Below are 13,157 nucleotides of genomic sequence, written 5' to 3'. Positions count from 1 at the left end.
TTCCGGCCCCGGAGTCCGGTGCGAGCCGCGGCGCGGGTGGCTGTACGGGGCACCCGCCGGGGATTTGGTTGGGACCTTGACAAATTAATTTTGCGTTGCCAGCATGCAAAAAGTTCACTCCGGCTGAGCATTCCCAGGTGATCAGGAAGAAAAAAACCTGGTCATTCCCATGCTCGTCCGGCCGCACCCGCACGTCGCAAAGCGCGACAGCGCCTTGCCTGACAACCCCACGCACCGTCAGGAAGGAAAGCGTTCATGCCCCTGTCTCCCCCACTCTGGTCCAGAGTCGTCACCGCGCTCACCCTGGTGGCCACCGGTGGCCTCGCCGCCGGCACCGCGGCCGCCGCACCCGCCGCCCCCACCGCGGTCCACGCCCGTGCCGACATACCCGCCGCCGACTACCAGCAGGTCCAACTGGCCCTCGGCGCGGCCGAGCTGGGCGAGGCCATGTCCCTCGCCGTCCTCCCGGACCGCTCGGTCGTCCACACCGCCCGCGACGGCACGGTCCGGCTCACCGACGCCGCAGGAGCGACGAAGACCGCCGCCAAGCTCAATGTCTACACGCACGACGAGGAAGGGCTCCAGGGCGTCGCGGCCGACCCGGACTTCGCGAACAACCGCTACCTCTACCTCTATTACTCGCCCGCCCTGAACACCCCGGGCGGCGACGCCCCCGTCACCGGATCCGCCGCCGACTTCGACGCCTGGAAGGGACACCTCAACCTCTCCAGGTTCACGCTGAAGACCGACGGCACCCTGGACACCGCGAGCGAGAAGGTCCTCCTCGAAGTCGCCAACGACCGCGGCCAGTGCTGCCACGTCGGCGGCGACATCGACTTCGACGCGGCCGGCAACCTCTATCTGACCACCGGCGACGACACCAACCCGTTCGAGTCGGGCGGCTACGCGCCGATCGACGAACGCACCGACCGCAACCCGCAGTTCGACGCCCAGCGCTCCTCGGGCAACACCAACGACCTGCGCGGCAAGCTGCTGCGGATCAAGCCCACCGCCGACGGCGGCTACACGATCCCGGCCGGCAACCTCTTCGCCCCCGGCACCGCCGCGACCCGGCCCGAGATCTACGCCATGGGCTTCCGCAACCCGTTCCGGATGTCCGTCGACAAGCCGACCGGCACCGTCTACATCGGCGACTACGGACCCGACGCCGGCACCACCGACGCCAACCGCGGCCCCAGCGGCCAGGTGGAGTTCGACCGTGTCACCGGCCCCGGCAACTTCGGCTGGCCGTACTGCACGGGCACCAACACCGCCTCGGAGACGTACAACGAGTACACCTTCCCCAGCGGCCCGTCCGGCGCGAAGTACGACTGCGCGGGCGGCCCGGCCAACAACTCCTTCCGCAACACCGGCCGGCCCGAGCTGCCCGCGGTGAAGCCCGCCTGGATCAGGTACGCGGGTGACGCGGGCACCCCGCCCGAGTTCGGCGGCGGCTCCGAGTCCCCGATGGCCGGGCCCGTCTACCACTACGACGCCGGCCTCGACTCGGCCGTGAAGTTCCCCGAATCACTCGACAAGCGTTTCTTCGCCGCCGAGTACGGCCGCAAGTGGATCAAGCCGATCGAGGTGAAGGCCGACGGCTCACCCGGGACGATCGACACCTTCCCCTGGACCGGGACCCAGGTCATGGACTCCGCGTTCGGCCCGGACGGGGCCCTGTACGTCCTGGACTACGGCACCGGATCCGGCAACCAGGCGCTCTACCGCGTCGAGTACCTGGCGGGCAGCAACCGCTCACCCGTCGCCAAGGCCGCGGCGGACCGCACCTCCGGACCCACCCCGCTCGCCGTCGCCTTCTCGGCGGCCGGCAGCGAGGACCCCGAGGGCGGGGCGCTGAGCTACGCCTGGGACTTCGGTGACGGCGCCACCTCCACCGAGGCGAACCCGCAGCACACCTACACCACCGCCGGGACCTTCCACCCGACCCTGACGGTCACCGACCCCGACGGGCTCACGGGCACCGCCAGCCTCGTCGTGACGGCGGGCAACACCGCACCCACCGTCACCCTGACGACCCCGGTCGACGGCTCGCTCTTCTCCTTCGGCGACTCCGTGCCCTTCACCGTCACCGTCACCGACCCGGAGGACGGCACGGTCGACTGCTCGAAGGTGAAGGTCACCTATCTGCTCGGCCACGACAGCCACCGCCACCAGATCACCTCGAAGAACGGCTGCTCCGGCACCATCGACGTCCCCGTCGACGGTGAGCACGACAGCGCGGCCAACATCTACGGGGTCTTCGACGCCGAGTACACCGACGCAGGCGGACTGACCAGCCACAGCGACAGCATCCTGCAGCCGCGCCACCGCCAGGCCGAGCACTTCGCGGCCCAGTCCGGCATCGAGCCCGCCCAGCACGGCGCGGCCGAGGGCGGCGCCACCGTCGGCTTCACCGACAACGGGGACTGGATCTCCTTCGAGCCGTACGCCGTGGGCAACGCCACCAGCGTCTCGGCCAGGGTCTCGTCCGCGGGACCCGGCGGCACCATCGAGGTCCGCGCCGGCTCCGCCACGGGCACGCTGCTCTCCACCCTGACCGTCGCCCCCACCGGCGGCTGGGAGACCTTCACGGACGTGTCGGCCGATGTGAGCAACGCCCCCGCGGGCTCCACCGAACTCTTCCTCGTCTTCAAGGGCCCCACGGGCCAGGGGAATCTGTTCGACGTCGACGCCTTCACCTTCGAGACGGAAGGATGATCCACGGATGAGACGCCAACTGGCCCGGCGCGCACGGCATGTCGCGTGCGCCGCCGCCCTGGCCCTCGGCGCGGCCTTCCTGGCCCCCGCCCCCGCGGGGGCCGCGGCCGCCGACCCGTACGACGTGCTGGTCTTCTCCAAGACCGCCGGATTCCGGCACGACTCCATCCCGGCCGGCATCACCGCCATCCAGGAACTCGGCACGGCGGACGGCTTCACCGTCACGGCCACCGAGGACGCGAGCGCCTTCACCCCGCAGAACCTCGCCGGATACGAGGCGGTGGTCTTCCTCAGCACCACCGGTGACGTCCTGGACTCCGCGCAGCAGGACGCGCTGTCGGCGTACGTCGACGGGGGCGGCGGATTCGTCGGCGTCCACGCGGCCGCCGACACGGAGTACGACTGGCCGTCCTACGAACACCTCGTCGGCGCCTGGTTCAAGAGCCATCCGGCGATCCAGCAGGCGAAGGTCCTCACCGAGGACCACGCCCACCCGGCGACCTCGCACCTCGACGACGAGTGGATCCGGACCGACGAGCTGTACAACTACCGCACCAACCCGCGCGCCGACGTCCATGTGCTCCAGACCCTGGACGAAAGCAGCTACACCGGCGGGGAGATGGGCGGCGACCACCCGATCACCTGGTGCCACCCGCAGCAGCAGGGCCGGTCCTTCTACACCGGCCTCGGCCACACCATCGAGTCGTACGGCGATCCGGACTTCCGCCGGCTGCTGCTCGGCGGAATCCAGTACGCGGCCGGCGCGGTGCAGGCCGACTGCGGCTCCGGAACCACGGAACCGGGTGACGGAGCCGTCGAGGCGGAGTCGTACACCTCCTCATCCGGTGTGCAGAGCGCCGCGCACGCCGGGGCCGGCGGCGGGGCCACCCTCGGGTACATCGACAACGGCGACTGGGCGGGCTACGCCTCCGTCGACACGGCCGGGGCGACCTCCTTCACCGCCAGGGTCTCCTCGGCCGGAGCGGGCGGCACCGTCCAGGTCCGCTCCGGATCGGCCACCGGGCCGGTACTCGGATCGGTGGCCGTCGCCCCGACCGGCGGCTGGGAGACCTTCACGGAGGTGACCGGCGCCCTCACCGCGACCGGTTCGGGCCCGCTGTTCCTGAGCTTCACCGGGGGAGCGGGGTCGCTTTTCGACATCGACAGCTTCACCCTGGCCAAGGAGACACCGGCCGCGGCGGCGGGCTCGTCGAACGTCCACCTCTTCTACTACCCCTGGTACGGCACCCCGGAGACGAACGGCAGCTGGCGCCACTGGGAACAGGGCGGCCACACCCCGCCCGACGACATCGGCGCCGACCTCTACCCGAAGCTCGGCCCGTACGACTCCGGTGACACCGCCGGGGCCGTCGAGCAGCACATGAAGTGGATCGAGCAGTCGGGTGCGGGCGTCCTCGTCTACAGCTGGTGGGGACAGGGCGGTTACGAGGACTCCCTGGCCGGCCAGGTGCTGGACGCCGCGGCCCGGCACGGGATCAAGGTGGCCTGGCACATCGAGCCGTACAGCGGCCGGACCGCGGCCTCCGTGGTCGACGACATCGCCTACCTCGAAGGGAAGTTCGGCAGCCACCCCGCGTACTACCGGGACGCGGAGCACGGCGACCGCCCCGCGTTCTACATCTTCGAGAGCCTGAGGATCCAGGACTGGTCGGCCCTGGACGCCGTACGGGACAGCGCCATCGTCCTCGCGCAGACCACCGACACCACCAAGGTCGCGCACTTCGGCGGGATCTACACCTACGACGGCATCGCCGGCGCCACCGCCCCCGGCTGGCAGCAGGCAGGGGCGTACGCGAAGGCCAACGGTCTGGTCTGGGCGCCTTCGGTGGCTCCCGGCTACATCGACGACCGTGCCGTACCCGGCAACACCACACCCACCCTGGGCCGCGACGACGGCGCCTCCTACGACCTGGAGTGGAGCAACGCGCTCGACCCGGCCATCGGCGGATCACCCTCCTGGGTCTCCGTCACCTCCTTCAACGAATGGCACGAGGGCAGCCCGATCGAACCCGCGTCGAGCACCCCGCCCGCAGGACACGGCTACCAGACCTACGAAGGGGCCTACGGCAAGACCGGGGCGGCCGCCGAGACGGCCTATCTCGACCGGACGGCCTACTGGGCCGAGCGGTTCGAGCAGCAGCGCGCGGCGGCTCCCGCCCCGCACTGACCCGGCACACGACGAACGGCAGCGTCCCGGCGGGGCCGCTGCCGTTCTCCGTCGTGAGGGGGCGTCTCAGGCGTCCCGCTGGATGGTCCGCATCCGCCCGTACGCGTACACACAGCCCGCCAGGGCCAGGTCGGACAGCAGCATGAAGCCGATCGAGTAGGAGCCCTTCGAGCTGTAGATCGCGCCCATCACCAGCGGCGGGACGAAGCCGCCGAGCCCGCCCATCGCGCCGACGATGCCGGTGACGCTGCCCACCTTCGCCTGCGGTGTCACCTGCGAGACCAGGGCGAAGACGCTGCCGCTCGCGGTGCCGAGACCGGCCGCCATCACGAGCAGCGCGATCGTGCCGCCGGGGACCAGCTTCGGGTCGAAGGCCTGGACGATCGCCATCAGGGCGGCCACCCCGAGCGCCACGGAGGAGACCAGCGCCGGGTGGATCCGGTCCGAGAGCCAGCCGCCGATCGGCCGGAAGATGACCGTGACCAGGGCGAACCCGGCGGCCTTCGTGCCGGCGTCGGTCGGCGAGAGGTCGTACCAGGTCTTCAGATACGTCGGCAGGTAGACGCCGAACGCGACGATGCCGCCGAAGCCGATCGCGTACAGCGCCGACAGCTCCCAGGTGACGCGCAGCCGCCCCGCCGCACCCAGCCGGTGGGCCAGCGTGTCGGTCGGCACCTGCCGGCCGGGCCGGTCGGTGATCAGCACCGCCGCCAGCGCCGCGAACACCACGAGCGCCCCGGCGACCACGAGGAACGGCAGGTTGTCGCCGTGCTTGGCGATCCGGGGGGTGAAGTACCCGGACAGGGCCACCCCGCCCATGCCCATGCCGAACACGCCGAGGGCCAGGCCCCGGTCGGACGGCGGGAACCACGAGTTGACCAGCGGGATGCCGATCGCGAACGTCGTGCCGCCCAGGCCCAGCAGGAAGCCCACGGCGAGCATCGCGCCGTAGGAGTCCCGCGCCGGGATCAGCAGCAGCACCGGGACGATGGTGAGCGCCGAGGTCAGCGGGAACATCAGCCGCGCACCGTACTTGTCGGTGAGCGCGCCCGCCGGGATCCGGCCCAGCGAACCGACCAGCACCGGCACCGCTACCAGCAGGGACTGCTGGAACGAGCTGAGCCCGAGCCGGTCCTTGTAGTCGGCCGACATGGGGGCGATCAGGTTCCAGGCCCAGAAGGTCAGCGCGAAGCCGATCGTGGCCATCACGAGGTTGCGGTAGGCGGCGCCGGAGGGCTTCGCGGCGGCCGGAGCGGGTGACTGCTTGACGGCGTTGTCCACACAGTCAGTCAAGGGGGGGAGCGGGCCACGGGCCCGTCGGGTTGCGCCATCCGGGGGCGCGGTAACGGCCGGGCGGGACGGGCTGCCGACGTCTGCGCAGTCGCGATCTGCCGAAAGCTGCGACAATCGCGGTATGGACCGTCTCGACAGGGAAATCCTCGGAGTCCTCCAGGAGGACGCGCGGATCTCGTACCGCGACCTGGGCGTCCGGGTCGGGCTCAGCGCCAACGCGGCGGCCGACCGGGTGCGCAGGCTGCGCCGGGACGGCGTCATCCGCGGCTTCACCGTGATCATCGACCCCGCCGCCGACACCCGGACCGGACTCGTCGTCTTCATCGACGTGACCCTGCGGACGGACACCACCAACGAGGTGTTCGAGCGGGCGGTGCTGACCCTGCCCGGCATCACCGAGGTGGTGCATGTGACGGGCGGGCACGACTATCTCGTACGGGCCACCGCCGCCGACACCGCGGCGCTGGACGGGCTGCTGCGCCGGCTGAAGCGCGAGGCCGGTGTCGCCCACTCCAGCACCAGGATCGCGCTCAGAGCGGCGCCTGCCAAATGACTGTCGGCGCGCGCGAACCGTCCGGTTCGCGCCCGTCGTCCGCAACCGCCAGCCGCACCCCGGCCCGGCCGTCCGGCAGGACGGCCGTCGCGTCCACCTCCACCTCGATCGCCGACACCCCGAGCCGGCGGTGTGCGGCCGCCAGCGCTCCGCGCAGCGCGGCGAGCAGCTGACCGTCCACCGGATCGCGCACCAGCGCGTCCACCGCCCCGGCGAAGTGCACGGAGGGCTGGAAACCCAGCACGGCCGCCGCACCGCTGGTCTCCCGCAGTACCCGGCCCCGGAAGGTGGTGGGAGCCTCGGCGGGCGGCTGCTGGAGGGCGAAGATGGCGGTCCGCACCTCCTGGATCGTGGAGTCCAGCTCGTCCACGGCCCTGCCGAGCAGTTCGTCCGTCTCCGCGGCGCCGGCCCGGCGGCGCGTCGACTCCAGCATCATCTCGGTGGCGAACAGCCGCTGGACGACGAGATCGTGCAGATCGCGGGCGATCCGGTCCCGGTCCTCGTACACCGCGAGCTGCTCGCGGTCGTGCTGGGAGTCCGCCAGCACCAGGGCCAGCGCGGCCTGCGAGGCGAACTGGGCGGCCAGCAGCCGGTCCACGTCCGTGTAGGGGCGGGCGCCGCGCCGCCGGGGCAGGGCGAGCGTGCCGATGAGCCGCCCGCCGCTCTGCAGCGGCAGCATCATGCTGGGCCCGAAGCGAGTCCGGACCGGCGTGGTCATCCGAGGATCGGTCGCCGAGTCGTCGATGAACACCGCCTCGCCGCCCAGCAGCTGGACCAGGACGGGGGAGCCGGGGGCGATCGCCGTGCCCACCAGACCGGCCGGGTCCTCCAGGGTCGAGGCGACGACGATCTCCATGCCGCCCGCCTCGTTCGGCTGGAGGATCACCCCGGCCAGGGCGTCGCTGAGGATCCTGGCCCGCTCGGCCACGGTCATCAGGGCGTCGGACGCGTTCTCGCCGGTCAGCAGGGTGTTGGTGACCGCGGCCGCGCCCTCGATCCAGCGCTCCCGCTGCCGGGCGCCCTCGTACAGCCGGGCGTTGCCGATCGCGATGCCTGCCTGAGCGGCGAGGACCCGCAGCAGCGTCATGTCGGTGTCGGTGAAGTGCCCGCCGGGCTTCTCGGTGAGGTAGATGTTCCCGAACACCTTGCGGTGGACCCGGATCGGGGAGCCGAGGAACGAGCGCATCGGGGGATGGCCGGGGGGCACGCCGACGGAGTGCGGATCGGTGGTCAGGTCGTCGCAGCGCAGCGGCTGCCCCTCCTCGACCAGCGCGCCGAGCAGGCCCGTGTGCCCGTCGGGGAGGCCGCCGACGGCCGCCCGCTCGCTCTCGCTCAGCCCGGTGACGAACAGCTCACCGATCCTGCCGCTCGCGGGGTCCAGGACCCCGAGCGCCCCGTAGCGGGCGTCGGTGAGCGCGGTGGCGGTGTCGATGATCTGCTGGAGGGTGGCCCGCAGTTCGAGATCGGTACCGACCCGGAGGACCGCTTCCAGCAGCATCGGCAGCCGTGGTGACCTGGGGACACCGTGGCTGGGTGCCTCGTCGGGCGGTTCGTCCGTCATCCGCCGGACTCAGCCGGCGAGCGGGTCGAGGACCATCGGGCTGATCTTGCCGTCCAGCATGGCGCCGAGCCCCAGGACGGAGCAGACGTCGGGCCGCTCGGCGATGTGCACCGGCATGCCCGTGGCGTCGCGCAGCATCTGGTCGAGGCCGGGCAGCAGCGCGCTGCCGCCGACCATCATGATCCCGCAGTCGGCGAGGTCGGCCACCAGATCGGGCGGGCAAGCCCGCAGGATCTTGCCGAGACCGTCGAGGACCGCGGTCAGCGGGCGGTGGATCGCCTGCCGCACCGCCGCCGTGTCGACCTGGACGGAGCGGGCCAGTCCGGTCGCCACGTCCCGGCCGTGGATCTCGGTCACCGAGGGGCCGTACGGGGTGAGCCCGTTGCCGCTGAGCGCCAGCTGCAGGGGGCGCACGGACTGGCTCGGCAGCATCAGCTCGTGGAACTGGCGCAGGTGCTGGATGACGGCGTGGTCGATCGCGTCGCCGCCGATCGGGATGCGCACCGCCGTCACGATCGAGCCGAGCGAGAGGACCGCGATCTGGGTGGTCGCCGCCCCGCACACCATGATCATGGTGGCGGTCGGCTGCTCGACCGGCAGTCCGCAGCCGACGGCCGCCGCGATCAGGGTGTCGACGAGCTCGACCCGCCGCGCCCCGAGCCCGACCAGCGTCTCCACGGCGGCGCGCTGGGCCAGCGGATCGCTCTCGTGCGGGATGCAGGCGGCGGCCCGCAGCCGCGGCTTGCGGCGCAGCTGGCGGCGGAGCTTCTCGCCGAGCAGATGGCGCAGCATGCGCTGGGCCATCTCGATGTCGACGACGGTTCCGCCGGAGACCGGGCGGGCCACCCGGATGTAGTCGGGGGTGCGGCCCGTCATCTGTTCGGCGAGCGCGCCGACGGCGATGAGCGAGCCCGTACGGGTGTTGACGGCGGCGACACTCGGCTCGTCGACGACGAGCCCGAGCCCCTTGACGTACACCCGGGTGCGGGCGGCCCCGAGGTCGACGGCGACATGGCAACGGCGCAACTGCTCAAGGCTGACGGTCACGGCAGGTTCTCCCGAGAGCGCTGATGGGGGGACCGACGGGCAGCCGGTTCTCTTCGCATCCTGCGCCGTTCGGGGGCTTCGTGCGCGCTGGGATACGCCGGAGGAGGTACGCAGCTGACGGGGCGTCGGTCCGTGTCTCAGCGGGCCGGCGGGCCGGGAAGCAGCCGCTGGAACAGCCCCCAGGTGAACTCGGCGACGTACGGGACGCCGGTGGCCGTGTCCGTGATCGAGAGGGCCCAGCGGGTCGGTGCGCTGCCCTCCATCGGACGGGCCGGGGCGAAGGCCCGCGCCACCTCGTTCACGGTGCACGACCAGGGGCGCAGTTCCCCGGCCGGGCCGAGCTCGGGGGCCGGCGCGCCCGGCGCCCGCACCAGCCACTCGTTCCACACCGCCCCGCCCGGCGCCACCATCACCTCGAACCGCAGGTCCGGCCAGAGCGGCACCGGCCAGAACAGCGCGTCGCACTCCAGATCACCCACCGTGCGGCGCAGCGAGATCTCGGGTTCGCCGAGTACCGAACGGTAGCGGCGCAGCGCTCCCCGCCCGCGCGGGGCCCGCGTCATCGCCTGCCAGCGGCGGTTGGCCTCACGCATCTCGGCGAGCGTGGCGCTCAGTTCGTGCCGGGCGTCCTCGACGAGGCCTGGCTGGTGGTCGGCCATCCGGCGCAGCAGGACGAGCTGGAACTCACGGGGGCCGAACGGGGCGGGAGCGGTCATGGAACCAACGGTTCCACACAGGATCCTCACCTGAGCGGCTTTCTCTGGTGTCCGCCGGGCATCTAATCTGCGGGCGCCATGGATTACTGCCAGCCCTGTCAGCGGCATCTCAACGGCGCCCTGGCCTGCGCCGGATGCGGAACCCCCGCGCAGGCGCTGAGCCGCTACGCCGCCCCCGCGCCCTTCGGCCACGAGCCGGACGCCCGGGACGAGCGGGCCGCGCCGTCTCCGTCCGGGGGCCGGCGCCGCCGGGAGCGCGAGGCTGCCCGGACACGGGGCGGCGCGCACGGCGGACGCGCCGCGCGCCGCGGCGGCCCTGCCCCTGAGGAGCGGCCGCGCCGTGGCCGGCGTGGCCGCAGCAGGCGGGGCCGTACGGCGCTGCTGGCGCTGCTGGGGGTGGTCCTGGCCGCCGGTGCGCTGAGCCTGGCCGAGCTGGCGACCGAGCCGGACGGCGGCGACGGGGCCTCGGACTACGTACGCGAATCGACGTCCGCCACCACCGCTCCGGCGCCTGATCCCGAGGTGAGCGACACGGCCGAGCCGCCGCGTCCGGTCAGGAGCCCGACGGGCAGCCCGTCCGTCGTCCCCGCGACCGACGCACACTCCTCGGCCGCCGCCCGGCCGGACCGGGCCACGGCCGAGGCGCGCCCCGGCGGGGTCACCTCGGCCCCGGCAGCCCCGGCCCCGGTCTCCGTACCGCCGTCGGCGGCCCCGTCGGTCACCACCGGTGGTCCCACGGAGCCGGGCGGCACCGGCGGCGGACCGTCACCGTCCGCGACCCCGACGCAGCCCGTGCCCACGCCGACCCCCACCCCGTCACCGACCCCCACGGACGACGACTGCTGGTTCCCGTGGTTCTGCTGAGCCCCTGAGGAACGCCGCTCAGGAGAGGTCGGCCGGTTCCATCCCCAGCATCCGGCGCAGCAGGTCCCGCAGGACCGCGCGCTCCTGGTCCGAGAGACCCGCCAGGGGTTCGCGGGCGAAGCCGAGCGAGTCGCGCAGCTTCCGGGCCGTCCGGGCGCCCTCCTCCGTGGGCGCGGCCAGCTTCACCCGCCGGTCGGCCGGATCGGGCCGCCGCTCCACCAGTCCGCGCGCCTCGAGACGGTCGACGATCCCCGTGACGTTCGACGGCTCGCACTTCAGCTTCTGGGCTATCCGGCGCATCGGCAGCGGATCCAGGGAGAGCAGTCCGAGGACGCGGGCCTGGGCGCCGGTGAGGCTGTGGGCGGACGCGGCCTGCTCGTACTCCTCGTAGTACCGCGCCACGACCGAGCCGATCAGCTCGACGACTTCGAGGGTCAGCGGGTCCGTGCGCGGGGTGGCCATGACATCGAGGATAGCCGGTTACTTGACAAGGTGAAATATCCAGGCGCATGGTTGTTTCACCTCATGAAGCTTTTCCGCTCCGGCCGAACCGCTTCCGTGACTCCACCCCTCCGCATCCCCCAGTCATCGAGGAGAACCCGAGCCCATGTCTGCAACTCTTCCCACGTCCAGCCGTGAATGGCACCTCGTAGCCCGTCCGCACGGCTGGCCGAAGGCCGAGGATTTCGCACTGCGTGAGGCGCCGGTCACCGCTCCCGCCGAGGGCCGGGTCCTCGTCCGCAACCTGCACTTCTCGGTCGACCCGTACATGCGCGGCCGGATGAACGACGTGAAGTCGTACACCCCGCCGTTCAAGCTGGACCACCCCATGGAGGGTGGCGCGGTCGGCGAGATCGTCGCGTCGAACGCCGAGGGCTTCGCGGTCGGCGACCACGTGCTGCACGGTCTGGGCTGGCGCGAGTACGCCGACGTCCCCGCCAAGCACGCGGTGAAGGTCGACGCCTCCCTCGCCCCGCTCTCCGCCTACCTCGGCGTGCTCGGCATGACCGGTCTCACCGCCTACGCCGGCCTGTTCGACGTGGCCTCCTTCAAGGAGGGCGACGTGGTCTTCGTCTCCGGCGCCGCCGGTGCGGTCGGCAGCCAGGTCGGCCAGATGGCGAAGATCAAGGGCGCCGCGCGGGTCATCGGCTCCGCCGGCTCCGACGAGAAGGTCAAGCTCCTGGTCGAGGAGTACGGCTTCGACGCCGCCTTCAACTACAAGAACGGCCCCGTCGCTCAGCAGCTGCGCGAGGCCGCCCCCGACGGCATCGACGTCTACTTCGACAACGTCGGCGGCGAGCACCTCGAAGCCGCGATCTCCTCGTTCAACGTGCACGGCCGCGCGACCATCTGCGGCATGATCGCCCAGTACAACGCGACCGAGCCCACCCCCGGCCCGCGCAACCTCGCCCTCGTCATCGGCAAGCGGCTGCGCCTCCAGGGCATGCTCGTCGGCGACCACGCCGACCTCCAGGGGCAGTTCGTCCAGGAGGTGGCCGGCTGGCTGGCCTCCGGCGAGCTGAAGTACCGCGAGACCGTCGTCGAGGGCATCGAGAACGGCTTCGAGGCCTTCCTCGGTCTGCTCCGCGGCGAGAACACCGGGAAGATGATCGTCTCCCTCGGCTGAACCGCCCGTCCGGGCACGCGTTAGGCTCGTCCCAGGCCGTCGCGATCGTGGGCGCGAGTCGCGGCGCATCAGCAGGAGGAATCCCCCAGCATGACCATTCAGGACATCACCGTCGCGTACACCGCCGTCGCCACCGCCGAGAACGGCCGTGACGGCAGGGTCTCCTCGGACGACGGCAAGCTCGACGTGGTCGTCAACCCGCCGAAGGAGATGGGCGGCAGCGGCGCCGGCACCAACCCGGAGCAGCTCTTCGCCGCCGGTTACAGTGCCTGCTTCCAGGGCGCGCTCGGCGTCGTGGCGCGCCAGGAGAAGGCCGACATCACCGGCTCCACGGTGACCGCCGCGGTCTCCATCGGCAAGACGGAGGCCGGTGGCTTCGGTCTGGAGGTCGCGATCACCGCGACCATCCCGAACGTGGACGCGGCGACCGCGCAGGCGCTCATCGAGAAGGCCCACCAGGTCTGCCCGTACTCGAACGCCACGCGCGGCAACATCAAGGTGGCGCTCTCGGTCGTCTGACCGTCCGCACCACTCGTACACAGCCGAGGGCCGCACCCCACCAGGTGCGGCCCTCGGCCGTTCCCGGTCCC

The 13,157-nt window shown here is 72.0% G+C and carries 11 protein-coding genes; 6 read left to right on the top strand and 5 right to left on the bottom strand.

Features of this window, described 5'->3' with window-relative positions; genetic code table 11:
• Positions 1–255 precede the first annotated feature (255 nt).
• A complete protein-coding gene (locus OG408_RS12650) occupies positions 256–2,718 on the top strand; it encodes a carbohydrate-binding protein (RefSeq protein ID WP_326669897.1) in 2,463 nt (820 codons plus the stop codon).
• 7 nt (positions 2,719–2,725) lie between these two features.
• Complete coding sequence (locus tag OG408_RS12645) at positions 2,726–4,906, top strand: ThuA domain-containing protein (RefSeq protein ID WP_326669894.1); 2,181 nt, start codon at positions 2,726–2,728, stop codon at positions 4,904–4,906.
• A 66-nt stretch (positions 4,907–4,972) separates the two neighbouring features.
• Here the strand turns inward: OG408_RS12645 and OG408_RS12640 are convergent, their stop codons facing one another.
• Entirely contained in the window at positions 4,973–6,187 is a 1,215-nt protein-coding gene (locus OG408_RS12640; RefSeq protein WP_266778463.1) for an MFS transporter, read from the bottom strand.
• A 133-nt stretch (positions 6,188–6,320) separates the two neighbouring features.
• Here OG408_RS12640 and OG408_RS12635 point away from each other — a divergent pair, with 133 nt between their 5' ends.
• Complete coding sequence (locus tag OG408_RS12635) at positions 6,321–6,752, top strand: Lrp/AsnC family transcriptional regulator (protein ID WP_266778461.1); 432 nt, start codon at positions 6,321–6,323, stop codon at positions 6,750–6,752.
• Here OG408_RS12635 and OG408_RS12630 read toward each other — a convergent pair.
• From OG408_RS12630 to OG408_RS12620, 3 genes are all read right to left on the bottom strand, one after another.
• On the bottom strand, positions 6,730–8,313 hold the full coding sequence (locus tag OG408_RS12630) for a GAF domain-containing protein (RefSeq protein WP_285570143.1): 1,584 nt from the start codon (positions 8,311–8,313) through the stop codon (positions 6,730–6,732). The two genes, OG408_RS12635 and OG408_RS12630, sit on opposite strands and share 23 nt — an antisense overlap.
• A gap of 9 nt (positions 8,314–8,322) precedes the next feature.
• Positions 8,323–9,360 (bottom strand): rod shape-determining protein, encoded by a 1,038-nt coding sequence (locus tag OG408_RS12625; RefSeq protein ID WP_266778457.1) that lies wholly within the window; start codon positions 9,358–9,360, stop codon positions 8,323–8,325.
• 137 nt (positions 9,361–9,497) lie between these two features.
• Entirely contained in the window at positions 9,498–10,076 is a 579-nt protein-coding gene (locus tag OG408_RS12620; RefSeq protein ID WP_266778455.1) for a hypothetical protein, read from the bottom strand.
• A 78-nt stretch (positions 10,077–10,154) separates the two neighbouring features.
• Between OG408_RS12620 and OG408_RS12615 the strand changes: the two genes are divergently transcribed.
• Positions 10,155–10,940 carry an SCO2400 family protein gene (locus tag OG408_RS12615; protein ID WP_326669890.1) on the top strand — a complete coding sequence of 262 codons (786 nt, stop codon included), beginning with the start codon at positions 10,155–10,157 and terminating at the stop codon, positions 10,938–10,940.
• 18 nt (positions 10,941–10,958) lie between these two features.
• On the opposite strand, the gene OG408_RS12610 is transcribed toward OG408_RS12615, so the two are convergent.
• Entirely contained in the window at positions 10,959–11,402 is a 444-nt protein-coding gene (locus OG408_RS12610; protein WP_266778451.1) for a MarR family winged helix-turn-helix transcriptional regulator, read from the bottom strand.
• 145 nt (positions 11,403–11,547) lie between these two features.
• On the opposite strand from OG408_RS12610, the gene OG408_RS12605 reads away from it, so the two are divergent.
• Both OG408_RS12605 and OG408_RS12600 read left to right on the top strand, forming a co-directional pair.
• Positions 11,548–12,567 (top strand): NADP-dependent oxidoreductase, encoded by a 1,020-nt coding sequence (locus OG408_RS12605; RefSeq protein WP_266778449.1) that lies wholly within the window; start codon positions 11,548–11,550, stop codon positions 12,565–12,567.
• Between the two features lie 90 nt (positions 12,568–12,657).
• Positions 12,658–13,086, top strand: coding sequence for an organic hydroperoxide resistance protein (locus OG408_RS12600; protein ID WP_266778447.1), 429 nt, complete (start codon positions 12,658–12,660; stop codon positions 13,084–13,086).
• Positions 13,087–13,157: the final 71 nt, after the last annotated feature.

The organism is Streptomyces sp. NBC_01257 (genome assembly GCF_035917255.1).
GTDB lineage: Bacteria > Actinomycetota > Actinomycetes > Streptomycetales > Streptomycetaceae > Streptomyces.
This window is presented reverse-complemented; position numbering and strand designations above follow the sequence as displayed.

What these genes read in the sequence shown, in the direction of transcription:
- OG408_RS12610 (WP_266778451.1), bottom strand. Translation starts at nt 11,402, where the DNA reads ATGGCCACCCCGCGCACGGACCCGCTGACCCTCGAAGTCGTCGAGCTG.
- OG408_RS12645 (WP_326669894.1), top strand. Translation starts at nt 2,726, where the DNA reads ATGAGACGCCAACTGGCCCGGCGCGCACGGCATGTCGCGTGCGCCGCC.
- OG408_RS12635 (WP_266778461.1), top strand. Translation starts at nt 6,321, where the DNA reads ATGGACCGTCTCGACAGGGAAATCCTCGGAGTCCTCCAGGAGGACGCG.
- OG408_RS12615 (WP_326669890.1), top strand. Translation starts at nt 10,155, where the DNA reads ATGGATTACTGCCAGCCCTGTCAGCGGCATCTCAACGGCGCCCTGGCC.
- OG408_RS12650 (WP_326669897.1), top strand. Translation starts at nt 256, where the DNA reads ATGCCCCTGTCTCCCCCACTCTGGTCCAGAGTCGTCACCGCGCTCACC.
- OG408_RS12630 (WP_285570143.1), bottom strand. Translation starts at nt 8,313, where the DNA reads ATGACGGACGAACCGCCCGACGAGGCACCCAGCCACGGTGTCCCCAGG.
- OG408_RS12620 (WP_266778455.1), bottom strand. Translation starts at nt 10,076, where the DNA reads ATGACCGCTCCCGCCCCGTTCGGCCCCCGTGAGTTCCAGCTCGTCCTG.
- OG408_RS12600 (WP_266778447.1), top strand. Translation starts at nt 12,658, where the DNA reads ATGACCATTCAGGACATCACCGTCGCGTACACCGCCGTCGCCACCGCC.
- OG408_RS12605 (WP_266778449.1), top strand. Translation starts at nt 11,548, where the DNA reads ATGTCTGCAACTCTTCCCACGTCCAGCCGTGAATGGCACCTCGTAGCC.